20 protein-coding genes and 1 tRNA gene are annotated in these 24183 nt (G+C 36.8%); 9 read left to right on the forward strand and 12 right to left on the reverse strand.

The annotated features are described in order from the left end of the window. Nucleotides 1-42 precede the first annotated feature (42 nt). The 8 genes from OQH61_RS01315 to alr form a co-directional block, all read right to left on the reverse strand. A complete protein-coding gene (locus OQH61_RS01315; protein WP_266025430.1) occupies nucleotides 43-1866 on the reverse strand; it encodes an extracellular solute-binding protein in 1824 nt (607 codons plus the stop codon). Nucleotides 1867-1875: 9 nt separating this feature from the next. After that, complete coding sequence (locus tag OQH61_RS01320; RefSeq protein WP_266025431.1) at nucleotides 1876-3303, reverse strand: sodium-dependent transporter; 1428 nt, start codon at nucleotides 3301-3303, stop codon at nucleotides 1876-1878. Further along, nucleotides 3303-4490: a cation:proton antiporter gene (locus tag OQH61_RS01325; protein ID WP_266025433.1), complete on the reverse strand. Its 1188-nt coding sequence runs from the start codon at nucleotides 4488-4490 to the stop codon at nucleotides 3303-3305. Before OQH61_RS01325 ends, OQH61_RS01320 begins: the two co-directional genes overlap by 1 nt. Next, nucleotides 4487-5110 carry a phosphoribosylglycinamide formyltransferase gene (gene purN / locus OQH61_RS01330; RefSeq protein WP_266025434.1) on the reverse strand — a complete coding sequence of 208 codons (624 nt, stop codon included), beginning with the start codon at nucleotides 5108-5110 and terminating at the stop codon, nucleotides 4487-4489. The genes OQH61_RS01325 and purN overlap by 4 nt, the downstream gene beginning before the upstream one ends. Before the next feature lie 13 nt (nucleotides 5111-5123). Continuing rightward, complete coding sequence (locus OQH61_RS01335) at nucleotides 5124-5393, reverse strand: hypothetical protein (RefSeq protein WP_266025435.1); 270 nt, start codon at nucleotides 5391-5393, stop codon at nucleotides 5124-5126. After that, nucleotides 5393-6517 (reverse strand): DHH family phosphoesterase, encoded by a 1125-nt coding sequence (locus tag OQH61_RS01340; protein WP_266025436.1) that lies wholly within the window; start codon nucleotides 6515-6517, stop codon nucleotides 5393-5395. Before OQH61_RS01340 ends, OQH61_RS01335 begins: the two co-directional genes overlap by 1 nt. An 8-nt stretch (nucleotides 6518-6525) precedes the next feature. Continuing rightward, nucleotides 6526-8733, reverse strand: coding sequence for a flagellar biosynthesis protein FlhA (gene flhA, locus OQH61_RS01345; RefSeq protein WP_266025437.1), 2208 nt, complete (start codon nucleotides 8731-8733; stop codon nucleotides 6526-6528). Nucleotides 8734-8841: 108 nt separating this feature from the next. Further along, nucleotides 8842-10089 (reverse strand): alanine racemase, encoded by a 1248-nt coding sequence (gene alr / locus OQH61_RS01350; RefSeq protein ID WP_266025438.1) that lies wholly within the window; start codon nucleotides 10087-10089, stop codon nucleotides 8842-8844. 227 nt (nucleotides 10090-10316) lie between these two features. Here alr and leuS point away from each other — a divergent pair, with 227 nt between their 5' ends. From leuS to OQH61_RS01395, 9 genes are read left to right on the forward strand one after another with little or no spacing between them, the layout of a single operon-like run. Further along, complete coding sequence (gene leuS / locus OQH61_RS01355) at nucleotides 10317-12809, forward strand: leucine--tRNA ligase (protein ID WP_266025439.1); 2493 nt, start codon at nucleotides 10317-10319, stop codon at nucleotides 12807-12809. Next, on the forward strand, nucleotides 12809-13321 hold the full coding sequence (gene lptE, locus OQH61_RS01360; RefSeq protein ID WP_266025440.1) for an LPS assembly lipoprotein LptE: 513 nt from the start codon (nucleotides 12809-12811) through the stop codon (nucleotides 13319-13321). Before leuS ends, lptE begins: the two co-directional genes overlap by 1 nt. Continuing rightward, nucleotides 13311-14342 (forward strand): hypothetical protein, encoded by a 1032-nt coding sequence (locus tag OQH61_RS01365; protein WP_266025441.1) that lies wholly within the window; start codon nucleotides 13311-13313, stop codon nucleotides 14340-14342. Before lptE ends, OQH61_RS01365 begins: the two co-directional genes overlap by 11 nt. Then, nucleotides 14336-15547 (forward strand): Mur ligase family protein, encoded by a 1212-nt coding sequence (locus OQH61_RS01370; protein WP_266025442.1) that lies wholly within the window; start codon nucleotides 14336-14338, stop codon nucleotides 15545-15547. The genes OQH61_RS01365 and OQH61_RS01370 overlap by 7 nt, the downstream gene beginning before the upstream one ends. Then, complete coding sequence (locus OQH61_RS01375) at nucleotides 15532-16407, forward strand: M23 family metallopeptidase (protein WP_266025443.1); 876 nt, start codon at nucleotides 15532-15534, stop codon at nucleotides 16405-16407. The genes OQH61_RS01370 and OQH61_RS01375 overlap by 16 nt, the downstream gene beginning before the upstream one ends. Before the next feature lie 3 nt (nucleotides 16408-16410). Continuing rightward, nucleotides 16411-17310: a M23 family metallopeptidase gene (locus tag OQH61_RS01380; protein WP_266025545.1), complete on the forward strand. Its 900-nt coding sequence runs from the start codon at nucleotides 16411-16413 to the stop codon at nucleotides 17308-17310. Further along, the gene (locus OQH61_RS01385) at nucleotides 17268-17690 is read left to right on the forward strand and encodes a bactofilin family protein (protein WP_266025444.1); all 423 of its coding nucleotides are present in this window, start codon (nucleotides 17268-17270) and stop codon (nucleotides 17688-17690) included. Before OQH61_RS01380 ends, OQH61_RS01385 begins: the two co-directional genes overlap by 43 nt. Before the next feature lie 24 nt (nucleotides 17691-17714). Beyond that, nucleotides 17715-20714 carry a transcription-repair coupling factor gene (gene mfd, locus OQH61_RS01390; protein WP_266025445.1) on the forward strand — a complete coding sequence of 1000 codons (3000 nt, stop codon included), beginning with the start codon at nucleotides 17715-17717 and terminating at the stop codon, nucleotides 20712-20714. Nucleotides 20715-20724: 10 nt separating this feature from the next. Further along, a complete protein-coding gene (locus tag OQH61_RS01395) occupies nucleotides 20725-20973 on the forward strand; it encodes a hypothetical protein (RefSeq protein ID WP_266025446.1) in 249 nt (82 codons plus the stop codon). 31 nt (nucleotides 20974-21004) lie between these two features. On the opposite strand, the gene OQH61_RS01400 is transcribed toward OQH61_RS01395, so the two are convergent. From OQH61_RS01400 to OQH61_RS01415, 4 genes are all read right to left on the reverse strand, one after another. Continuing rightward, nucleotides 21005-21079: transfer RNA gene (locus OQH61_RS01400), tRNA-Asn, on the reverse strand. 72 nt (nucleotides 21080-21151) lie between these two features. Beyond that, complete coding sequence (locus OQH61_RS01405) at nucleotides 21152-21859, reverse strand: CheB methylesterase domain-containing protein (protein WP_266025447.1); 708 nt, start codon at nucleotides 21857-21859, stop codon at nucleotides 21152-21154. 3 nt (nucleotides 21860-21862) lie between these two features. After that, nucleotides 21863-22696 carry a CheR family methyltransferase gene (locus OQH61_RS01410; protein ID WP_266025448.1) on the reverse strand — a complete coding sequence of 278 codons (834 nt, stop codon included), beginning with the start codon at nucleotides 22694-22696 and terminating at the stop codon, nucleotides 21863-21865. 20 nt (nucleotides 22697-22716) lie between these two features. Further along, nucleotides 22717-24153, reverse strand: coding sequence for a Do family serine endopeptidase (locus OQH61_RS01415; protein ID WP_266025449.1), 1437 nt, complete (start codon nucleotides 24151-24153; stop codon nucleotides 22717-22719). Between the last annotated feature and the right edge of the window lie 30 nt (nucleotides 24154-24183).

Genomic DNA, 24183 nt, shown 5'->3' on the forward strand with positions numbered 1-24183 from the left:
TTTAGTATGTTAGAATTTTTAAAAGAAACATTATAGCAATCCCTAGCTTTTTGGCTTCTTAGGATTATTTTTAGTCCTCTCCCACCACAAATATGGGTCAATGCCATAGGGTGGAGCAATGCTTGGCATCTCAATTTTACGCCAATATGCTACACGAAAAGCAGGGAGATTAAAATGCGGGATAGCATAAAATCCCCACAGCAAGATTCTATCTAGTGCCCTGCCAATAGCTATGCGTTCATTTTCATCTTGAGCATTTAATAGTTGCTTAATGAGTTCATCTACCACAGGCTCTTTCACTCCTGCAAAATTTTTGCTTCCATTTGTATCTGCCACTGCAGAACTCCAATAATAATTTTGCTCATTACCCGGAAATAGGCTTTGTCCCAAAAGCTCAATAACCATATCATATGCAAAAGTGCGCACACGATTGATGTATTGTGAATCATCTACTTTTTTGATTGTGGCGGTGATACCGAGTTTTTGGAGATTTTTTACAAAAGGCAAGCAGATGCGCTCAAAGGCTTCATAAGAGATAAGAATCTCAAAAGTAAAAGGTTTGCCTTGTGGTGAATAAAGTCTGCCATTTTTGATATAAAATCCCGCACTTTTAAGCAAATCTCTTGCGTATTTGAGATTTTCTCTTAAGTTTTCTCCCCGCACTTTTGCGCCATCGGTGCGGGGGATAATGTAGTTTTGAGTAAAGATTCTAGAATCAAGTTTATTTTTGTATGGCAGAAGTATCTCTAGCTCTCTGCCTTGAGGAATCCCAGAGCTTGCAAAAGGCGAGTTATTAAAAATATGCTTTGTGCGCTCATATTGATTGAAAAATAAATTTTTATTACTCCATTCAAAGTCAAACGCATAAAATAATGCCTCTCGCACTCTTTTATCAGCAAAAAGCGGATTGCGCGTATTGAAAAAAAAGCCTTGAAATGTGCTTGGAAGCTGATGTTTGAAGCTTTGTAAAATAATTTTTCCCTCTTTTTTTGCTCTTCCTTCATAGTCGTTTGCCCATACTTTAGCTGAAGATTCTATGCGATAGTCATATTCTCCAGCCATAAAAGCATTTTGCGCCACAGAAGCGTCTTTGTAATATTCTATAATGACTTGATTAAAGTTATACATTCCCTTTTGTGTGGGGTGATTTTGTGCCCAATAGTGAGGGTTGCGCTCATAAGTGATACTTCGTCCTAAGTCAAATTTTTTCACTCTATACGCGCCACTGCCTATGGGTAAATCCAAAGGATTATCACCAAAAGTATTTTTACCATTTTTGAGATAAATATGTGCAGGCAAAATGGGCAGCTGCCCTAAGATTAAAGGCAGCTCTTTGTTAGAATCGCTCTTAAAATAAAATGCTACTTCACTCTCATTGAGCACTTTTACGCTTTTGACATCGGCATAATATCGCTTAAACTCTATCTTGCCCTTAGTCATAAGTGTCTCAAAACTAAAGGCAACATCTTTTGCACTCACTCTCACACCATCGCTAAATCTCGCCTGTGGATTGATATGAAAGATAATAAAATCCGCTCCCTTTGTCATAGAATCTGCAATCAGCCCATATTCACTAAAAGGCTCATCAAGGCTTTGGTGTGTGAGCGTATTATATACGAGCGTGGTGAGTTCTGCAGCGGGGTTGCCTTTTTGCACAAAGGGATTGAGGCTATCAAAAGTGCCAAGCGCAAAGCCCTTCATTGTGCCACCTTTTGGAGCATTGGGATTAGCATAATCAAAATGTGTGAAGTTTTGCAGATATTTTGGCGTGCCATAAATGCTAAGGGCATTGGTTTTTGTTGTGTGTAAAGTATTTGCGTTTATCCCTACACATAAAATAAATAGAAGTATAAAAGAGATTTTCATTGGCAGGAATCATAGAATCTTAAAAAATAGTTGTAAATAAGCTAGGAAATTTTTAAGTGTTTCAGGGAATACACCGGCGATAAAAATCAGCATAATGACAAAGGGTAAAATATATTTAACATATCCATACCAAATGCCTACAAGTTGTGGATTCAGGCTGCCATTATTGCTTAGCTCTTTTTTTGCTGCGTCTTTGAGAACATAGCCTACAAAAAGCAGTGTGCCAAGCGAAGTAAGCACAAAGAGGATATTCCCGCTGATAAAATCAAAGTTATCAAAAATATTTTTGCCATTCCAAGTGATATGTTCCCACGCTCCATAAGAGAGGATACAGGGGAGATTCCCACAGATGAATATAAAACCAAGTGTGATATTAATCGCCTTAACGCGTGAGATATGGCACTTTTCATAAAGTGCGGTGATAATCACTTCATAAATAGGCAAAGAAGTGGTGAGTGCCGCAGTGATGAGGAGCAAGAAAAAGACAAGGGCTAGGACATTGCCAAAATAAATATGTGAAAATACGATAGGGAGCGTTTGAAATACAAGGCTTGGTCCTTGATTTGGCTCTAACCCAAAACTAAAGAGTGAAGGAAAAATCATAAATCCAGCTAAGAGCGCAATAAGAGTGTTGAGTACGCCTGTGGCAACAGCGGTTTTAATCATATTTTCATTTTTTTGCAGATATGAAGAGAGTGTAATCATCACGCCAAAACCAAGTGAGAGCGCAAAGAAAACTTGCCCAAGCACATCAATAAAGAGTTTGGCAGTGATTTTGCTAAAATCAGGCAAAAGATAGAATCTCACCCCCTCCATTGCTCCCGGAAGCGTGAGATTACGAATAACAATAATAAATAAGCAGATAAAAAGTAGAGGCATTAAATATTTCATACTGCGCTCAATGCCATCAATAATGCCTTTTTTGAGAATCACCCAATTTATAGCGACAAATACACTTGTCCAAATGCCAACCATTAGTGGATTGTGTTCTATGTTGGCATTATAAAAGCTTTGGGCGAGTTCTTTATCAATGGGCGAAGAGAGGTTGAGCTCCCCACTTAAAATGTTTGTGATATAAGTAATCACCCAGCCGCCTAGCACCATATAATATGCCATAATCCCAAATGCCCCTGCAATACCACAATATCCAATAATTTTATATACACGCGATATGCTTTTGCCCTTTATCTCTCCACCAAAGGCATCAATTGCATTTTTATGTGCGCGTCTGCCGATGACATTTTCTACCCAAATCACAGGGATTCCCACTAAAATCATTGCAAGGATAAACACAAGCACATACGCGCCACCACCATTTTCGCCCACAAGATATGGGAATCTCCAAGTTGCCCCAAAGCCAATAGTCGCTCCTGCAACGGTTAAAACATAAGTGAGGCTAGAGCTCCAAGTTTGGCGAGTAGGGGTAGGATTTTGCATTATTTTTCCTTTTGTTTGGGTGTTTTCCAAAAAACATATACAATTTTAATAAGCACACTAAAAATAATGCCCTCCAAAATCGCACCAAGCACAAATGACGCATAAAGTGTATCGTTGAGTTCGCCAATACTTTTACCTAAAGTAGCAGTAGCAATCAAAAAGGTAAGTGGCATAGAATCGCTGAGGGCAAAAAGTAGCGTGAATTTTACGCTTTTAAAATATTTGCCAAAAACAATACTTGCGCTAATAATACGCAATGTAAGCATACCAATGACAAGATATAAAGCGTGATAGAGAATCTGCGTATCGCCAAAGACTTCGTTGAGATTGAGTGTAGAGCCCACATGCACAAAGAAAAATGGCACAAAGAATCCAAATCCAAAATGATTAAGCTTTTCTGGCAATTCGGCTTTATGTTTAAAAAATGTGGCGAGAATAGTGCCGGCTAAAAATGCTCCAAGCACGGCTTTAATCTCTAAAAACATCATTAAAAGCACGAAGCCAAAAAGCAGCATAAAGACAAATCGTAAGTCTTGTGAGTTGCTATCATTGTTTGGTAAAAACAAGAATCTTACTTGAGGTATCCACCAAAAAATAACTTTTGCAACCTTAAAGCCAAAAATGACAAAAAGCAAGAAAAGTGCAAGCATAAAGAGTTTTCTTCCTAGCTCACTTCCTACTCCGTGCCGCGATGCACCATCAATAATCACAAGTGCGGCAATACTCACTAATTCGCCTAAGATTCCAATTTTGAGTGCTAAATCAAGCCAAGGTTGGTCTTTGCCATAATCTTTGATGAGTGCTACAATCATACCTAAGCTCATAACAGGAAAGGCTGCAATATACACATAAGAAAGTTTTGCGCTAAAAACAACAATACAAGTAATGCCATAGAGTGTGCAAAAATAGGCTAAGGTTTGGAGCAAAAAGGGCTTGCCAAGCTTGGCAAAAGATTTAATATCTACTTCCAAGCCGCATAAAAACATTAAAAATAAAAATCCTATTTCTGCAACAATATGTATTTCTTGAGAATCATTAAGGAAGGTAAAAAAATGCGCAGCAATAGCTCCTAAAATCATCTCTACTACTACAATAGGAATACGCGTAAGGCTACTGATAGGTGAAGCAAATAAAATAAGGAGGACAAAAATGCTAAAAGCACTTAAGGTTTCAATAGGATAACTCATTGTAATTCCTCTACACTTTTGACTGAATCTTTTAATCCAAGTGCGAGTAAAATAGCGCGCGGATAGAGAGAGTATTCAAGGGCGTGGATTCTAGATGTGAAATCTTCAAGGCTTTCATTTGGAATCTTGTGTAATTTTTCTTGCGCAATAATTTCTCCACTATCAAGTTCTTCATTCACCCAATGCACACTTACGCCACCATAAGATTGGGTAGAATTAAAACTTTCTTTAATGGCGTTTGCACCCTTATGTTCTGGTAAAAATGATGGGTGGATATTGATTGTTTGATAGGCTTGTGTGAAGCAAGATGTAAGAATGCGCATAAAACCAGCTAAAAGCACAATATCTATGGAATGCGCGCGGAGCATCTCTATCATAGCATTATCAAAATCACTGCGTGAGGAAAAATCTTTGTGATTGATAATTTTGCAAGGTATAGCCAGATGATGAGTGCGTGTAATGCCATAAGCAGAGGGATTATTACAAAGAGTGAGTGTGGTTTCAAGGCGCACAGGATTGTTAGCATTATCATAAAATATTTTATTATGCAAAGATTCTATAAGATTTTGCATATTGCTTCCATTTCCGCTAAATAAAATAGCGCACTTGATACTTCTCATCGTTTTGTAAAACCTATGCTTTGATAAAAAATTGTGGATAGTCTTTTTTAAGAGATTTGATAATACTAATCATCTCTTCCTGTCCATAATTTGCATCTTCGGGGAGTTTGGCATAGAATTTATCCATTTGTTCTGAATAGAGTTCTATGAGTTCATCAATATGCTTTTTTTTCGCCCCAGCAAAATAAAGTGCAACGCCTAGCATATCAATGACTTCTAATGCCATTTCTTCTAAACTCATTTCAAGCGTGAGTTCTTCGCTGATGTTTTCATCAATCTTCATCAATCCTCCTTATGTTTATTTAAGATATATTCAATTTGCATTTTAATATCTGCATATGCAAAACTTTCTTTAAAGCCATCAATCTTACCTCCAGCAGCATTTTTATGTCCTCCACCATTAAAAAGTTCTTTGCTCATTGTATTCACATCGCAGTTACCATTAGCACGAAGGCTTACATTGCCACGCGCATTAACATCAATATAAAAATCATATTCAGGATTGCACCGCAAAAAGAGATTTGCCAAAACACTAATGCCCCCTAAAGAGTAGCTTAAGAATCCTTTTTTATCCTTATAGTGAATTGTGCAGAGATGTTTTTTTGTGCTTAAGAGTTCTACTTGCGCATTTGAGGTGATAGTATCCATTGTTTGTGTTTTTGGTTCGCCTCCAAGTGCGCGTTTTTTGATTTCATACAAGGCATTATCAAAAGCGACCTCACCATTTGGAAGCTCTAAAAACTCTTTTGCAGATTCTATGAGGGCAAATTTGTATGAACGATGTTCTTCATCAAACATAAAACGATTGAGTTCATAACTTGAACTAATCATATTCATCGCAACTTTGCCAAAATCAAATTTATATCCATCTTCAAGCCAAATATCCACAGAATTAATCATTTCGCTTAGATTTGTAATCCATTCTTTACGCGTGCAATCAAGCATATCATAGTGTTGGATAAGTGTTTGAAAAGTAATTTTACTTGCACTTTTTAAACTATCAAGATGATACCACTCATACTTATCTGCACATTCTTGTCCGCTGATATGATGGTCTAAAAGTAGCAGTTCTATATTATTTCCTGCAATTTTGAGCTCACTTACGCGTTCGTTGAGGTAATGTGCTTCATTCAATGTGAGATTTAAATCTGTGATAAGCAAAAGATATTTTTCATTTATTTCTTGTTTTACAGATGAATTTTTGGGCGTTTTACCAAATTTTGAAGCGAGGAGATTTTGGGCTGATTGCGTAGAGTGCATTATATAATCAAGTATGCTATTAAGGCGCACAAGCACTTCTTTACCATAGTTTGCATTATAAAATTTGATATGAGAAAAAAATTCTTTAGCTATAAATTGGCAACCATAGCCGTCTAAATCGGTATGCGAGAGGTGAAAAATTTGCATATATATCCTTAAAATTCAATATTAAGTGTGCCTACAACCTCAAAGTTTGCGTGAGGATCAATTTCGGCGTTGCCAAGTATGGTGATACTCATTCTGAAAGGTTCAAGGAGTTTAACAAGTGGCTTACGGATTCTATAATCTACAAGGAGCACGGGCATAATATTTTTTTGTTTTAATTTCATATCTTCTTCTTGAATTGCGTCTATGAGTTTTTGCACCTCATTGGAGTGTAGGACGAAATTTTTACCACTAGGTTGCTCTTTAAGTCTATCAATAAGATATTGTTCGGTAGCAAGAGAGAGTGTAAAAAGTTTAAGATTCCCATCTTCGGCTTTGAAAATATCTGTAATAGTGCGCGCAAGACGAGAGCGCACTTGCTCTACAATCGCATCCGTATCATCTTGTAAAACAGGATAAGTATCTGTGATGCTCTCTAAGATTGTAGGCATATCTTTGATTGGGACTTTTTCGTGGAGGAGCTCACGCAATACACGCAAAATAATACCCATAGGAATTTTTGATGCTTCGCCAACCACCACAGGGTAATCTTTGGCGTGTCTGTCCATAAGGACTTTGACTTCATCTTTGGTGATAAATTCTTCTGCATAAGTTTTAATCAGCTCTGTCATATGTGTGGTAATAATCGTAGATGGGTCAATAATATGATAACCTTGAATAATCGCTTCTTCTTTATCTTTTGGGTCTATCCATAGTGCATCAAGCCCAAAGGCAGGCTCTTTAGTAGGGATACCCTCAATAGCTTGTCCTACCATACCTGTATCCATTGCCAAAAATTTATCAGGCATCACATCACCCTCGCCAATTTTTACACCTTTAAGCAATACTTCATAGTTGGTAGGCTGGAGATTCAGATTATCTTTAATGCGAATTTGCGGGATTAAAAACCCATAATCTGTGGCAATTTTTTTACGCATAGCGCGGATTCTCTCTAATAAATCACCATTTTGTTTCACATCAGCGAGGCGGATAAGTTGATAGCCTAGATAAATTTCTAAAGTCTCTACTTTCAGTGCTTCGTTAATAATGGCTTCCTCTTCTTTTTTGATTTCTTCTTCGCTTTTTTGTGCTCTTTGCGCTTTGTGTTGAGATATATCAATATCTTGCTCTCCACCTTGTGCTGGAGATTTGCTAAGTTGTGCAGAATCCTCTTTGCGCAACCATTTTTCTATAAGAGAAAACATACTACTTAAATCTTCTCGGCTCGTGAGCCACGCTACTATAAGGAAAAATGCTCCTACAAAACCAAGTGAAATTGGCAACCCGGGCACGAGCGCAAATAAAATAAGAATAAAGCCTACAATACTAAGAATTTTCGCGCTGCTTGTAATTTGTGTGATAATATCTCCTGCAAAGTTGGCTTGTGAGTTTTTTGCCGCGCGTGTAGTAATGATACCTGTGGCAGTAGCTACAATCAAAGCTGGGATTTGTCCCACAAGTCCATCACCAATGGTAAGGATTGTGAAAGTTTCTGCACTTTGTTTGACACTCATTCCGTGTTCAAATACACCAATAAGGAATCCACCAATGATATTGACAATGGTGATGATGATAGAGGCTATTGCATCACCTTTGACGAATTTGCTTGCTCCGTCCATTGTGCCATAAAAATCGGCTTCTTGCGCCAGAGCATCGCGGCGTTTTTGTGCTTCTTCTTGCCCGATAAGCCCTGCATTTAAATCTGCATCAATCGCCATTTGTTTGCCGGGCATTGCATCAAGTGTAAATCTAGCGCGCACTTCTGTTACGCGTGTAGAACCATTTGTGATGACTATAAGATTCACAATCACAAGAATAGTAAAAACAATAATTCCAATGACATAATTTCCACCTACAACAAAATGCCCAAATGCTGCGACAATGCTACTTACTGCTTCTACGCCATTATGTCCCTCACTTAGAATCATACGCGTGGTAGCAACATTGAGTGCGAGGCGATAAAGCGTAACAATAAGCAAAATCGTTGGAAAAGCTGAAAATTCTGTCGCTTTATCCACATAGAGTGTAATGAGGATAATCAAAATAGAAAGAGCAATAGAAATACTGAGTAAAAAATCAAGCATTGCACTTGGCAAGGGCACCATTATAATGCCTACAATCAACACCATAAAGATGACAACAATCATCTCTTTGCTTTGAGAGAGGCTTTTAAAAGATGACATTATTTGGTCTAAAATGTGTGTCGCGTTAAATGTCAATGCTCCTCCTATACTCACTTGATTTATAAAAATAAAGTGTGGCATTGTAGCAAGAATTTTTAAATTTAATGCTTTGCCACTTTTGAATATATTTGCATCATTTTAAAGTTATTTACATACTTCCCTTGTTTTATAATCTTTAACAAAAATAGGGTTTGCACTTCCCCAATATCCTAATGTTTCAGAGAGAATCGTGCCCGTGCTTTTTTCAAATTCGGCTTGAGTGATTTCGTTGCCGCATTGTTTGCCAAAAAGCACAACCTCATCACCTGCTTTAATATCCGGATAATCAGTTACATCTACCATAAAGGTATTTTTTGTAACTCTCCCAACAACAGGCACTTTATGTCCCCTAATAAGAATCTTGCCTTGATTACTTAAAGATTTTGCATAGCCATCATAATAACCCACAGGAATATTAGCAAGTTTAGAATCTCTTGTAAGCGTATAAGTACCATCATAGCTTACTTTGCTTCCCTTTGGATATTCATTTACAACTGCTACTTGCGATTTTAAGCTCATAACTTGTTGTATAGGCAGACTTGCATCTCCTCCACCATAGCCATAAATAAGCTTTCCGGGTCGTATCATATCCAGTCTTGATTGAGGCACTTGCACAGCTGCATACGAAGCAGCAGCGTGTAGCACAAGTTTGTTTCTCTCAAGTTTTGCATTGTTGATAAGAAAATTTGTATCTTCTTCAAAACGTTTTAAGCCTTCCTTTACCTTTGAAGTATCATCATAGGGAAAATGCGTCATAAGTCCCTTTATTACAAGATGTGGCAAGGTAGCCAACTTTACCACAGATTCTTTGCCTTTATCAGTGCTCAAATCAATACCATTTCTATCCATTCCACCTGAATTAAGCTTGATATGAATAGAAAGCTTTTTACCCATTGCTTTTGCTAGAGAATCTACTTGTTTTGCTTGGTCTAAATTTCCCAAAACTTCCGTGATATTATATTTTAAACCATCTTTTATCTCTCCCATTGTAGCTGTTCGTATGCGTAGCACTTCACCTGTATATTTCATTTTGCGAATAACTCTTGCTTCTTCATTGCTTGTGATAGCTACACAAGGGATTTTTTCTTCTAAAATAGTGGGCAAAACCTTGCTAATTCCAGCTCCATAGGCATTTGCTTTTAAAACAGCGCAAACTTTTGCTTTTCCTGCTATTTTTTTGGCGACTTGGACATTGTTCTTAAAGGCTTTTATATCAACTTCCATAAAAGAGTTTGTATTGTTTTTATTTACATTTGTGCTCTCAAATGAGTTGAGTATGGGTGAGGCAAGATTCGCACCAGCAAATATTCCTAATAATGATAGAGTAGTCAATCCAGTTTGAAATATATTCATTTTTTGCTCCTTTGAAACATATAAGTTTGTTTATAAAATATTTCTACACCAAGTAGGAGAAAAAATATTAAATTTTGTAACATTGGATATGGGTATTTTGTAAAAATAATTTCAAAAAGTAACAAAAATTTAAAGACAAAAAGCAGCAATGAGTTGTATGGATTATGGTGTGATTTAAGCTTTTTTTCTATAATGCCACTTTAAATCCAAGTAAGTGAGTATAAGTAATGCAAGAGCGGAAATATAATCCTAAAGATATAGAATCTAAATGGCAGCAATTTTGGACAAAGCATAAGAGTTTTGAACCCCTTGATATAGATGTCGCTCAATCAGATTCTATGAAAAAAAAATATATTTTAAGTATGTTTCCTTACCCAAGCGGAGCAATTCATATGGGACACGTGAGAAATTATTGCATTGGTGATGCTTTAGCGAGGAACTATCGCAAAAATGGCTACAATGTCTTGCACCCTATGGGCTGGGACGCTTTTGGTATGCCTGCTGAAAATGCTGCTATTAAGCATAAGACACACCCAAAAACTTGGACATATAGCAATATTGAGGCAATGAGAAAGGAACTTGCTACGCTTGGACTTAGTTTTTCTAAAGAGCGCGAGTTTGCTACGAGCGATAGTATTTATACGCGTTTTGAGCAAGAATTTTTTATCAAAATGTGGGAGCAAGGGCTCATATATCGCAAAGAAGCCTATTTGAATTATTGTCCAAATGATAAAACAATCTTGGCAAATGAACAAGTCATTGAGGGTAAGTGTTGGCGATGTGATACGCCTGTGATACAAAAGCAAATGTTTCAATATTACATCAAAATAACAGATTATGCTGATGAGTTGCTAGAATGCCTTGATAAGCTTGAAGGACATTGGTCTCCACAAGTGTTAAGTATGCAAAGAAATTGGATTGGTAAATCAAAGGGGTTAAGCTTTGCTTTTGATTTTAGTGCAGATTCTATACAAAAACTAGGCGATGATAAAGCAAAGCTAGAAGTTTTTACAACGCGTCCGGATACAATTTATGGTGTTACCTATTGTGCAGTTGCGCCAGAACACCCTGTTGTGCAGCAGTTGATAGAAAGCAAAAGCCTTGATGAGAGTGTGATAAAATCTATTGAAGCAATCAAAAATACTACTGCTAGAGCGCGTGCAATGAGTGAGAAGATAGGTTTTGATTTAGACGTATTTGTAATACACCCATTGACACAAGAAAAATTGCCTGTGTGGGTCGCAAATTTCGTGCTTATGGATTATGGTTCTGGGGCAGTAATGAGTGTGCCTTGCCACGATGAACGCGATTTTGAATTTGCCACAACTTATGCTTTGCCTTTTAGATGTGTCCTTACAAAAGAGAAGGGGGCTGAAGAGCCAACACAAGAAGTATGTGCTGCATATGAAGAGGGCTTTTTAATCAATAGCGGAGAATTTAGCGGTATGTCAATCTCACAAGCAAAAGAGCGTATTATCGCACATTTTGAGAATCTCGGTATTGGTAAGGGTGTAATCAATTATCGTTTGCGTGATTGGGGTGTGTCAAGGCAGAGGTATTGGGGTGCACCTATTCCTATGGTGCATTGTGAATTGTGCGGCATTGTGCCTGAAAACATAGAGAATCTCCCTATTACACTGCCTGAAGATGTCATCATTGATGGAGAGGGCAATCCGCTTGATAAGCATCTCACTTGGAAAGACTGCCTTTGTCCCAAATGTGGTAAAAAGGCGCAAAGAGAGAGTGATACAATGGATACTTTTATTCAATCAAGTTGGTATTTTTTGCGCTATACCACTCCAAGAGCATTGTGGGAAAAACAAGCTTTTGACAAAGAGCATTTGCAATATTGGCTTAATGTTGATGAATATATTGGTGGCATAGAACACGCTATCTTGCATTTGCTTTATGCACGATTTTGGACAAAAGTATTGCGTGATTTGGGCTATGTGGAAATTGATGAGCCTTTTGCGAATCTCCTCACACAAGGTATGGTGCTTAAAGATGGAGCAAAAATGTCAAAATCTAAAGGTAATATTGTCAATCCAAATGAGCTCATAGCGCGTTATGGGGCAGATACAGCAAGACTTTTTGTGCTTTTTGCTGCACCACCTATGCGTGAGCTAGAATGGAATGATAAGGCAGTTGAGGGTGCGCATAGATTCTTAAAACGTTTGTGGGAGAGAGCTGAACATATAGAATCTTGCTCACAAAAGCCACATATCAATCATCAAGCATTGCAAAAAAATGAACAATATGCTCGGCAAAAAGTGTATGAGGCATTGCAAAAAAGCAATGAGATTTTTAGCAAAAAGCAAAGCGGATATGCGTTTAACACGCTTATTGCTGCAAGTATGGAAGCTTTTAATGCACTCAATGAACAAGAGAATCCTGTTGTTTGGACAGAGGGGTATTTTGTGTTGCTGCATATTTTAGAGCCTATTGTGCCTCATATTTGTTGGGAGCTAAGTGAGCAGTATTTTGGACGATGTAATTTTGCACCTCTTAGCATTGATAAAGATGCACTTACAAAGCAGAGTGTGATATATGCTATTACGATTAATGGCAAAAAACGTGCAGAAGTGGAAATGCCTTTAGATTTAAGCAAGGAAGAGATTATTATTCAAGCCAAGCAGAGTGTGCCAAAATGGCTTGAGGGAGTGGAGATTTGTAAAGAAATAGTTGTGCCAAATAAACTTGTGAATCTTGTGGTGAAATGATGCCAAAAGCATTATTGTTGAGTTTGTGTTTATGTTTTGTAGGGTGTGGGTATCAGCCCGTGAGCTATTATGCGCAAGGTATTTTTAATGATGGCGTGTATGTAGATATTAGTATTAACTCTTCTGTGCCAGAATCTGGAGCGAGCATTAAAGATGCAGTAAATAATGCTATTATTAAGCGTTTTGCAAGTAAGCTTATGAGTAAGCAAGAGGCAAAAAGTTATTTACAAATCAAAGTCCAAAGTATTACGCAAACGCCAATAGCTTATAATCAGCAAGGTTTTATTAGTTATTATCGCACGAATATTGTGCTTGATATTCATTTTAAAAATGCACAAGGCAAGAGTTTTGATGTGAGCAATACAGGTTATTATGATTATAGTGCAGATTTTACCTCTACAATCGTATTTGACCAATATCGTTTAGAATCTATATCTAATGCTGCCTCTCAAGCTCTTGATAAATTTATTTCACAAGTAGCATATTATGGAGAATTTTATAATGAACATTAATGATATTTCTTACAAAGCACTTCAACATTTACACTCATCGCACAAAGCCCCTACTCCAGCCGCATATTTTGAAGCATTTTATGAGATTGCTAGAGTTGAGGGAGTAGGAGTAACTGAAGAATTGAATTGGCGCACACAATGGCTCAATAAATTTGATAAACACATTCAAAATCAACTTAAAAATGTAAGCAATCCTGATGAGTTTATTGATAGGGTTTCGCTTTTGCTCAAAGAGTATAAAGAAAGCTATGCACTTGAACATACGCAGTGGTTAAAGAATCTTAATCGTGGCTTGCTTGGCGTTATTTCTGATATATTTTCAATTGGAGCAAAAAATAAATTTCATTTTCTTTTTAGCTTAGGCGGACTTAATAGCCTTGAGGTAACAAAAAAGCTTGTAGGATATTGGGAGCATTTCCGAGATTCTAAGGTGCATTTGGGTGTGTTAAAAAGGCTTGTGGGAATTATAGTATATATTTTACGCACACCTGATAATAGAGGCGCTATCAACAAGGAAGCTTTAGAAATAGCATCTACACTGATGATGCACCCTGAAAGTCTTGTTGATACAGATTTGCTTAAGCGCATAGAGAAAGTTTTGGGTATAAAGGGCGCACAGGAGATAAAGTCTCCTCCAATCCAAACGAGTGCGTTGCATAATGTTTGTGTGGCAATATTTAAAATAAATCATTTGCATTTTTTACATCAAGAGAACGGAGCTGATACTCATCAGGCAATGTATAAGGCAATAGAGATTGCTCAAAAAGTATGTCTTCATACATTTAAAGAGAGCATTTTGCTAGAACATTATCAAAATGGATTTGTTTGTGTATTTCAGAATCTTACGCCTAATGAATTATTTAAAAAGGCAAATACTATTATGCAACAGGCGCAAAAAGTGTCTTATCAAGGTATGCTATTTTCTTTTAATATATCGGTAGAAGTGCTTAAAGAGAGAGATTTTACTTCATTTGAAGAGCTAAAACAAAAAATTCAACATAAGCTCAAAGATTTATGTTGAATCTTTCTCAAGTGCTTCAAAGCAAAGGCGCAGAGTATGCACCATTTGACCCTATGCGCGCCCATAGGATTTATGCTGGTATTGCTTCAAAATGTGGTTTTAAAGAGCATTTTGACACAAAATGTAAAGTGATTCATATCATAGGCACAAATGGCAAGGGTAGCACAGGGCGATTTATCACGATGGGCTTAGAACAACAAGGCAAGAGTGTATTGCATTTTAGTTCTCCGCATATTTTTAGATTCAATGAGCGCTATTATCTAAGTAATGCTTCACATAAGGGCGAGGTTGATGATGCAGTGCTTGAAGCAGCCCATCAGTTGCTTTGGTGTATGGAATGCACTCACGAGGCAAGTTATTTTGAATATGCAACCTTTCTTGCGCTTATTCTTGCAAAAGAATGTGAGTATCTTGTATTAGAATCTGGCGTTGGCGGGGAGTTTGATTCTACACATATACTAAGGGCTGATGTGAGTGTTTTTACACTTATTGGTTTAGACCATCAAGAAATGTTAGGTGAGAGTGTGCGTGAAATCGCATTGACAAAATTAAGAGCAATGGATACCCGAGCAATTATAGCAAGACAGAATGAAAGAGAGGTTGAGAATCTTGCCCAAGAGATAGCAAAGCAAAAAGGTATTGCGTGTGATTTGTGGCAGGAGTTAGATACAGATGAGGCTTTTAAAGAACAAAGAGATGCTTTTAGAGATTATGTGAGGACTTATCATTTACCTCGTTTTTTGTGTGATAATCTTCATAATGCAATGCGCACACTTGCTGTTTTTGGAATGAAATTTGATTTTAAGAATCTAGGCGAACTTACGCTTCGTGGGCGATGTGAAGTCTTAGCACCCCATATTGTGCTTGATGTAGGACATAATCTTGATGGCGCAAGAGTTTTAAAAGAGCAATTTATAGAAAAACAAGTAAATCTTGTGTATAATAGTTACGTAGAAAAAGATATTGAGGCAATTTTGCGTGAGCTTTTGCCAATTATTAAGAAAGTTTTAATAATTTCTGTGGAAAATTATAGAATCTGCCCGAGAGAGAGGCTCATTGATATTCTTACAAAGTTGGGGATTGTATATGAGGATTTTAATATCCATATTCTCTCACAAAACGAGAGTTATCTTGTTTTTGGTTCTTTTAGTGTTGTTCAGAAATTTTTACAAGAATATAAGGAAAGTAAGTGCAAGACAAATTAATGATTTCTATTATTGATGATAATGGTTCAAGGCAGTTTAGTGTGCATCGTCTAGTGCAGAAAGTGGCACTTTTTACGGGTGTTGGTATGGTATCAATGATTATTTTGTATTTTGTTATGGCTCATTTTTTAATGAGTGAGCTTGAAGTTATTTTGGCAAATAATAACCAAGTGCGTGAGAATTTCCAAAATATTTATGAAAAAAATAGTGCTTTAGAACGTGATATTGATTACAAAACAAATGAGCTTCTTAAGGTAAATAGTAAAGTGAGTGAGCTTGAGAGTATTGTAAATGTTCGTAAGCATAGCAATGAATTATATAATAACCAAGATATTGATATTGATGCGCTTACTCCCCTACAAAAAGATATGATTTTAAAGATTATTCCTAATGGCAATCCTGTTGATGATTTTGCATCAAAAAATTTTCCAAATAAAGGTGCTTCTACATACCATCTTACAAAAGCTTCTCCTGTGTATGCTACGGCAAATGGTATTATTGATTCTGTGCGAGTGGCAGGAAGCGAGAATCAATTTGTGCAAATTCAGCATTCATATGGATTTACTTCAAATTATGGACATTTGCGTAAAGTCATTGTGCAAAAGGGTGATTTTGTTACAAAAGGGCAAGTGATAGGATATAGTGGGGCAGGTGTAGGGTTATATTATGATTTGCGATTTATTGATTCTGCACTTGATGTAGCAAATTATACAGATTGGAATAGTGATAATTTTGCCCAAATCGTTGGTGTAAATAGTGTCATTGATTGGAAAAATTTAGTATGGGCACTTAATGATATTATTCAGTTAAAAAATTATCGCGTAAGTTACCAAGATAATGAGAAGATTCTCGCTTACTAGATGATGAGTTCTAAAAATAGCCGTCTTGTTTTAATGATTACTGACCAAAATGGGTCGCGTTATTTTAATATTAGTTCTATTTTTAAACAAATAAGCCTTTATTTTATTGTTCTCATTGTTACATTGATAGTTTTTGGTGTAGTCTCTATTAAAACTTTTAGCGCAGAGATTAATAAAATGTCAATGCTGAATGAAACAATAGCCAAACGTTATAATAAAATGCTCGCCAAGAATGAATCGCTTAATAATCAAATTGAAAGAAGACTTGAGGAAATTTCTCAAGTTGATGATAAAATAGGAGATTTAGAAAGTGCCATAGGTGTGCCTGTTGATGCGACTAAAGAAAATGATAGCAATCTTGAGTATCGTATAGATGTTGCCTCTCTTACCGGCACACAGAAGGCTTTTGTAATGAAATTTGTCCCCAATGGTTATCCTTTAGAACATTATAATCACATTTCTGCACACTATGGTTACAGAGTGCATCCACTTTTTTTTACACGACATTTGCACACGGGGGTGGATTTTGCTACCCCTATTGGGACACCTGTATATGCTACGGCTGATGGAGTTGTAAATGCTGCAAGTTTTTCAACTGGTGGTTATGGATATCTTGTTAAAATAGATCATTCACTTGGGTTTACAACTTATTATGCTCATTTGAGTAAAATGGTTGTGCATAAGGGAATGTTTGTAAGACACGGACAGCTTATTGCTTATAGTGGTAATACAGGACAAAGTACCGGACCTCATCTTCATTACGAAATAAGATTTTTGGGGAATGTTGTTGATCCTAGAAATTTTATGGAATGGAAGATGAGCAATTTTAATTCAATTTTTGAAAAAGAGAGGAATGTAGCATGGCAATCTTTGTTAGCGACAATAAACAACTTGATGGAGTAAGTTCATCTAGTGGCGGTGGAGCAACTATCATCGCGCAAGGCACAAGAATTAAGGGGGAAATCAACACAGATTGTAGATTGCATATTGATGGTGAATTTGAGGGGAATATTCACTCTAAAGACACCGTGATGGTTGGTAAGAGTGGTATCATCAAAGGTGATGTGCAAACAGCTTCTTTGATTGTAAGCGGACGTTTTGTTGGTAATGTAACTTCAAATGTGCTTGAGATTAAACCTCAAGGGCGTGTAGAGGGGATAGTGGTTGTAGGCGAGATTATTATTGAACGCAAAGGTATATTTATAGGCGAGAGCAAGATTAAAGATTCAAAGGTAAAAACAGATATTGCTTCACTTGAGTTATCTAAAAAAGATAAGCAATAAAAGATAAGTCTTCGGAGGGGTAGCTTGATACAATCTTGCCTATACAAGCTTCTTAAGCAGGGCAATTTCCCCTACGAATTATTACTTACTCAAGATGCTAAGCAATCTCAAGATGCGTATGAACTTTTCAAGCTTTTTGAACAAGAGGCTTTTATTCTGCCTGAATTACGCGTTCATTTTGGAGATGATTTAAGCTCATTTCGTGAGGAATTTTTGGCTGTTTTAAGCACATTGCGAAGTTTTTATGCTGCAAAATCGCCAAAGATTCTTATCTCGCCTGTTTCAAGCGTGCTTTATCCATTGCCAAAGGAGCAAATACTCCAAACCTTTAATCTCTTTCTTGGACAATCTTATAATGTAGCAGATTTGAAAGAGCGTATTTTAGAGTATGGGTATGAATGTGTAGAAGTAGTAGAGCTTGAGGGAGAAGTGAGTTTTAGGGGCGATATTATTGATATTTTTATGCCTCATAGTAACTCCCCTTATCGCATTGCTTTTTTTGATGATGAGATAGAGAGTATTCGCGCATTTGATACACAGACACAAATGAGCAATCCTACTGAAATTCAGGAGCTTTGCATTGCGCCCGCACTTTTTTCATTTGACACTCAACAAAGAAGTGATATACAATCCCTTATACATCACAGCGATTTTGATGGTTTTAGCAAGGACATAGCTTCATTTGGATTCTGGTTTTTGGGAGACAACGCACATTTTTTGCCTCTATCTTTTCGCTCTTTGCTTACACCACAAGCACTTTTAGAGCTCAAAGAGATTTATAGTTTAGATTCAATGCAGCACGCTCTTGCATTGGAGCAGCTCCAACAAATAGCGTGTTGTGAGGCAAGTGAAGGTTATAGTGATATACTTTTTAAGCCAGCTAATCTTATCTCAATGTTAAATGCTCATAGCAATCGCCAAATTACGCTTATTGCACATAATGATATTAAACTTAAAGCATTTGATATAAATACGCAGGGATTGCATATTAAATATTCAGATGCGGTAGTAAATATTATCACCCCAAATGAGCTTATTCTCTCACTCAATACTTTTGCACCTAAAACAAAACACAAAAAACCCACACTCAAACTCAATGAAATTGCACAAGGAGAGTATGTTGTGCATAGTGAATATGGCATAGGGATTTTTGAGGGGATTAAACAAGCCCAAGTGGTTGGGGTTGTCAGAGATTTTATTGAAATTACTTATCAGGGCGAAGATAAACTTTTGCTTCCTGTTGAGAATCTCAATATGATTGAACGTTATGTCGCAGATTCTGGTCAAATACCTTTGCTTGATGGATTGGGCAAAGGCAGTTTTGCTAAGCTCAAACAAAAGGTAAAAGCGAAGCTATTAGAAATTGCTCATAGTATTGTTGAGCTTGCTGCCAAACGCAATTTATTGCAAGGCATCAAGATTGACACACAAAATCCCGCACTTTTATCTTTTCAAAATGCGTGTGGATTCACTCTCACACGGGACCAAATACGGAGTATTGAGGAGATTTATGCAGATTTAAGCTCTGGCAAAGTAATGGATAGGTTGTTGAGTGGAGATGTGGGTTTTGGTAAAACAGAAGTGGCGATGAATGCTATTTATGCAGTGTGTTTAGGAGGTTTTCAAGCAGCAATGATTGTGCCTACTACGCTTTTATGTGCGCAACATTATCATTCGTTGCAAATGCGTTTAGAATCTTTTGGTTTGCGTATAGCACGATGTGATAGGTTTTTGAGCACAGCAGAAAAAAAACAACTCTTTGTAGAGCTTAAAAATGGTGCAATAGATGTAGTGATAGGCACTCACGCACTATTAGGTGCAGAGTTTGCAAAACTTGGGCTGATTGTGGCAGATGAGGAGCATAAATTTGGTGTGAAGCAAAAAGAAAGGATCAAAGCGCTTTGTGCGCATACTCATTTACTTAGTATGAGTGCTACGCCTATTCCACGCACTCTTAATATGGCACTTTCTCATATCAAATCTTTAAGCTCCTTGCACACGCCTCCTGTGGATAGAATCCCTGTACGGACATTTATTAAAAGTGCTCAACATTCGCTTTTAAAAGAAATAATTTTACGCGAATTGCGGCGCGGTGGGCAAGTATTTTATATTCATAATAATATCGCTACTATCCAAAACAAGGCTCAAGAGATTCAATCTCTGCTCCCGCAACTTAAAATTGCTATCTTACACTCAAAAGTAGAGAGTGCTCAAAGCGAAAATATTATGCTTGATTTTGCAAACAATGTTTATAATGTGCTTCTTTGCACAAGCATTATAGAATCTGGCATTCATCTGCCTAATGCAAATACTATTATCGTAGCAAGTGCTGATAGATTCGGTATAGCTGATTTGCATCAATTACGAGGGCGCGTAGGGCGAGGTAACAAAGAGGGATTTTGCTATTTTTTTGTAGAAGATATGGAGACAATTACGCCTGAAGCAAAAAAACGACTGATGGCATTAGAGAAAAATTCTTATCTTGGTAGTGGAGAGAATCTAGCATATTATGATTTAGAAATACGAGGTGGAGGAAATTTGCTAGGTATTGCTCAAAGTGGGCATATCAAAAATATCGGCTATGGTTTGTATTTGCGTTTGCTTGAAGAGTGTATTAATCATTTGAGTGGTAAGGGCAGTGTGCAGCAAGTCCAATGTGATTTAAAAATTAATCTCAATGCGTATTTAAATCCACAGCTGATAGCAAGTGATAAATTGCGTTTGGAACTTTATAGGCGACTTTCCCTTTGCGAAGAAATAAGTGAGGTTAATGATATAGAATCTGAAATTTTTGATAGATTTGGCACACTTGATACAATGAGTAAGGCATTTTTAGAGCTTATATGTATTAAGGTGCTTGCTAATAAGTTGGGATTAAAACAAATAATGCATTATGGACAAAATATTACAATCACTTATATGGATAATACTAAAGAAAGTATTATCTCGCCAAGCAAAGATTGGGACGATGTGCTGGGGTGTATTATGGTATTTTTGCGCAAACAGATTCAGAAAAAATCATAAGGAGGAAAATATGAGATGTGGTTTTTGTCAGCGGATTAAAAATCTTCGTAAAATTGATATTGTTTTAATCTTGCTTATTTGTTTCTTTATGTATATTGCCAATCAATTTCAAATGAGAGAATATTATGCGCAAAAAGCAAAGGTAGAGAGCCAAAGAGCCAAAGTTCAAGATAAAAAACTAGAAGAATTTGAGAATCTGCAACGAGAATGCCTTTTTAAACAAGATAAAACTGCGTGTGAAGCACTGAAAAAATATTAAGAAGTTGAAGTTTAAGTAGAAAAGCAGAATATGGCTCCGGATGCAGGATTCGAACCTGCGACCAAGTGGTTAACAGCCACCTACTCTACCGCTGAGCTAATCCGGAATAAACAAAAGCCCCGATTATATAGAAAAATCATTCCCTTGTCAAGGGTGGAGCATTTTAAAAAGTGCAAGATTAAATTATATAACCATTATCCGGGGGAGGGGGTGAATGCTCACCTCCATCTTTTATTAATTTTTTCAGTGGTGTATTTGCATAATCAATAATACGCTTAATGATCATATCAAGGCTTAGAATCTCGCTTACAGCACCTACTTCTATTGCTTTTTTGGGCATACCAAATACTATGCAGTCTTTTTCATTTTCTGCTAGAGTGTATGCACCATTATCATAAAGCTCTTTAAGTCCTATGCAACCATCATCGCCCATACCTGTAAGGATTATGCCAAGCGCAGAGCGTCCAGCAGCATTATTTGCGCTTCGGAAGAGAATATCTACACTTGGTTTATGACGCGATATGCGTAGCTCTTCATCAAGCGATTTTGCATAATATGAACCCATTGCAAATTCTATAACCATATGTTTATTGCCCCCTGCAATATAAACGCAATTATTTTTCATAGGTGTTTTGGAGGTAACTTCGCAAATATTAAGTTGAGAGAGTGTATTAAGCCTTTTGATAAATGAAGAGCCAAAACTTTGTGGGATATGTTGCACTACGGCAATGGGAGGGAGATTAGCAGGGAGACGAGAGAAAATATATGAAAGCGCATCAACCCCACCTGTGGAAGCCCCTATAACAACAAGTTTATCTCGGACAATTTTGCAAGGATTGCTTTTAAGAATTGTATCAGGGTGATATTTTATAGTATCCATCAACATCATTTATGCCTTAATTTTAATAAAAGTTTTGTTGCCAAGCTTTTTAAATTTTTCTTGGAGATCATAAAGAGTTTCAGAATGCCCTAAATAAAATGTGCCATTGATACACAAAGTATCAATGAGTTTTGAGAGAACCTTTGGCTGATCTTCTTGTTTGAAGTAAATAAGCACATTGCGACAAAAAAGTATGTCAAATTCTTCGTGCATAAAAGGATAATGTTTGTCAAAAAGATTAAGCTGTTTGAAAGCAATCATTGATTTAAGCTTATCTTTGACTTTAAATAAAGGCACAGATGAGGTCTTATCCTCAATAGGTTCAAAATATTCATTAATATCAAACCAATCTGGAAATTTGTCTATTTTAAAATCAATCGTATAAATGCCTTCTGCTGATTTTTGCAACATATCTGTATCAATGTCTGTGGCGATAATGCTTACAGGTGTGGAACTACCATAAAGCTTTTTTGCGTATAAAACGCTCATAGCAATAGAATAAGGCTCTTGTCCTGTTGAACTTGCGCAGCAGTAAATTTTGATAGGTTTATTGAGCTTAAAAAGTGCAGGGAGGCAACGATCAATCATATCTTCAAAATGAAAATATTCACGAAAAAAATCTGTTTTATTCGTGGTGAAACTATTGATAAATTGTTGTTGAATTTTTAGATTGCTTTCAATGCTTGAAAGCAATGAATCAATATTATCAATGCGTGTTTCCTGCATAAGGCGATAGATTCTATTTTTTATCATCGTAAGTTTAGAATCATTTAAAAAAATACCACTATATTTATACAACCGCTCCTTAATAATGGCGAGTTGTGTGTTATCAAGTATGAGCATTTTATTTCCTTAATAATTTGTTATTTCATCATAATTGTTTTTGTGCCATTAGCACTATAAACCAAAATTCTCTTGTTTTTACCCTTAAAACGTGCAAATGCATTGCTTAAATCCATTGGTTTTTTAATAGCCATATTTTCAACTTGTGCAATAATATCGCCCACCTCAAATCCTGCTTGTTGAGCTTTTGAATTAGGATTGACACGAGTAACGATTACACCATCAATATTGTTTGGCACTCTATAACGCTGACGTTGAGCTTGACTCAGTGCTTCTACACTTAAACCCTCTACGCTTGAGGTAGAACCATTTGGCGTATTTTGTGGAGAAGAAGTTTGGCTTGATTTTGTATCAGGCAATTCTCCAAGTGTGATTTGAGTTACACGCTCTTGTTTATCGCGGATAAATTTTACGACAACTTTTTCATTGGGAGAGAGCATACCAATAAGGTTTTTGAGCTCGGCTGCATTTGAGATTTTTTTGCCATTAACGTGCGTGATTAAATCCCATACCATAAGCCCTGCTTTTGCCGCTGGAGATTGAGGCTCTAGGCTGATAACTACTGCACCACTATTATCGCCATAACTTTCTTTAATATCATTATTAATATCTTGGATTCCCACACCCAAGAATCCACGTTTAATCCCACCTTTTTCAATAAGTTCTTTAGCGATTTTTTTTGCCATATCTGAAGGTATCGCAAAGCCCACGCCGTGATTACCACCTGTGCGCGAGAGAATAGCTGTATTAATCCCAATGAGTGCTCCACGAGAATCTACCAATGCCCCACCTGAATTACCCGGATTGATTGAAGCATCAGTTTGGATAAAATTTTCATAATCATTGATGCCAATGCCACTTTTATTGAGTGCAGAGACAATGCCTTGGGTGATTGTTTCGCCCACGCCAAAGGGATTTCCAATGGCAAACACCACATCACCTATAAGAACATTGCTACTTTGGGCAAAGGTGATAGGAGAGAGGTTTTTTTGATCAATTTTAATCACTGCTAAATCGCTTCGTGCATCTGTGCCAATGACTTTAGCAGTGTATTCTTTTGTGCCTTCAGAAAGTGAAACAAGCACTTTATCGGCATCTTCAATCACGTGATTATTGGTAATAATATATCCATCACTTGAGATAATTACGCCACTTCCTAGACTACGTTCTACGCGCTCTTTGGGAATCTGTCCATAAATATCGCCAAAAAACTGCCGAAAAAATGGGTCGTTAAACATTGGGTAATTAGGAAGCTGATTGCTGACATTTTTTTGCGTAGAAATATTCACAACAGCTTTTTTTGCACTTTCTATGGAGGAGTTAAAAGAGTAAAGCGTATCACTATTTTGTTGAGGATTGACACGTTTTTGAATCACTGGCGCTTCTTGAAAATCAATAGCTAAAATATGAGTTATAAAGAGCGCACTGATAAAGAAATATAGACTCGCATATTTCATAAAAACTCCTTAGTATGTAATGGTGAGATT

Origin of the sequence: Helicobacter sp. MIT 21-1697 (assembly GCF_026241255.1) — a bacterium.
Classification (GTDB): domain Bacteria; phylum Campylobacterota; class Campylobacteria; order Campylobacterales; family Helicobacteraceae; genus Helicobacter_C.

What these genes read in the sequence shown, in the direction of transcription:
- OQH61_RS01315 (WP_266025430.1), bottom strand. Translation starts at nt 1,866, where the DNA reads ATGAAAATCTCTTTTATACTTCTATTTATTTTATGTGTAGGGATAAAC.
- OQH61_RS01320 (WP_266025431.1), bottom strand. Translation starts at nt 3,303, where the DNA reads ATGCAAAATCCTACCCCTACTCGCCAAACTTGGAGCTCTAGCCTCACT.
- OQH61_RS01325 (WP_266025433.1), bottom strand. Translation starts at nt 4,490, where the DNA reads ATGAGTTATCCTATTGAAACCTTAAGTGCTTTTAGCATTTTTGTCCTC.
- purN (WP_266025434.1), bottom strand. Translation starts at nt 5,110, where the DNA reads ATGAGAAGTATCAAGTGCGCTATTTTATTTAGCGGAAATGGAAGCAAT.
- OQH61_RS01335 (WP_266025435.1), bottom strand. Translation starts at nt 5,393, where the DNA reads ATGAAGATTGATGAAAACATCAGCGAAGAACTCACGCTTGAAATGAGT.
- OQH61_RS01340 (WP_266025436.1), bottom strand. Translation starts at nt 6,517, where the DNA reads ATGCAAATTTTTCACCTCTCGCATACCGATTTAGACGGCTATGGTTGC.
- alr (WP_266025438.1), bottom strand. Translation starts at nt 10,089, where the DNA reads ATGAATATATTTCAAACTGGATTGACTACTCTATCATTATTAGGAATA.
- leuS (WP_266025439.1), top strand. Translation starts at nt 10,317, where the DNA reads ATGCAAGAGCGGAAATATAATCCTAAAGATATAGAATCTAAATGGCAG.
- lptE (WP_266025440.1), top strand. Translation starts at nt 12,809, where the DNA reads ATGCCAAAAGCATTATTGTTGAGTTTGTGTTTATGTTTTGTAGGGTGT.
- OQH61_RS01365 (WP_266025441.1), top strand. Translation starts at nt 13,311, where the DNA reads ATGAACATTAATGATATTTCTTACAAAGCACTTCAACATTTACACTCA.
- OQH61_RS01370 (WP_266025442.1), top strand. Translation starts at nt 14,336, where the DNA reads ATGTTGAATCTTTCTCAAGTGCTTCAAAGCAAAGGCGCAGAGTATGCA.
- OQH61_RS01380 (WP_266025545.1), top strand. Translation starts at nt 16,411, where the DNA reads ATGAGTTCTAAAAATAGCCGTCTTGTTTTAATGATTACTGACCAAAAT.
- OQH61_RS01385 (WP_266025444.1), top strand. Translation starts at nt 17,268, where the DNA reads ATGGCAATCTTTGTTAGCGACAATAAACAACTTGATGGAGTAAGTTCA.
- OQH61_RS01395 (WP_266025446.1), top strand. Translation starts at nt 20,725, where the DNA reads ATGAGATGTGGTTTTTGTCAGCGGATTAAAAATCTTCGTAAAATTGAT.
- OQH61_RS01405 (WP_266025447.1), bottom strand. Translation starts at nt 21,859, where the DNA reads ATGTTGATGGATACTATAAAATATCACCCTGATACAATTCTTAAAAGC.
- OQH61_RS01410 (WP_266025448.1), bottom strand. Translation starts at nt 22,696, where the DNA reads ATGCTCATACTTGATAACACACAACTCGCCATTATTAAGGAGCGGTTG.
- OQH61_RS01415 (WP_266025449.1), bottom strand. Translation starts at nt 24,153, where the DNA reads ATGAAATATGCGAGTCTATATTTCTTTATCAGTGCGCTCTTTATAACT.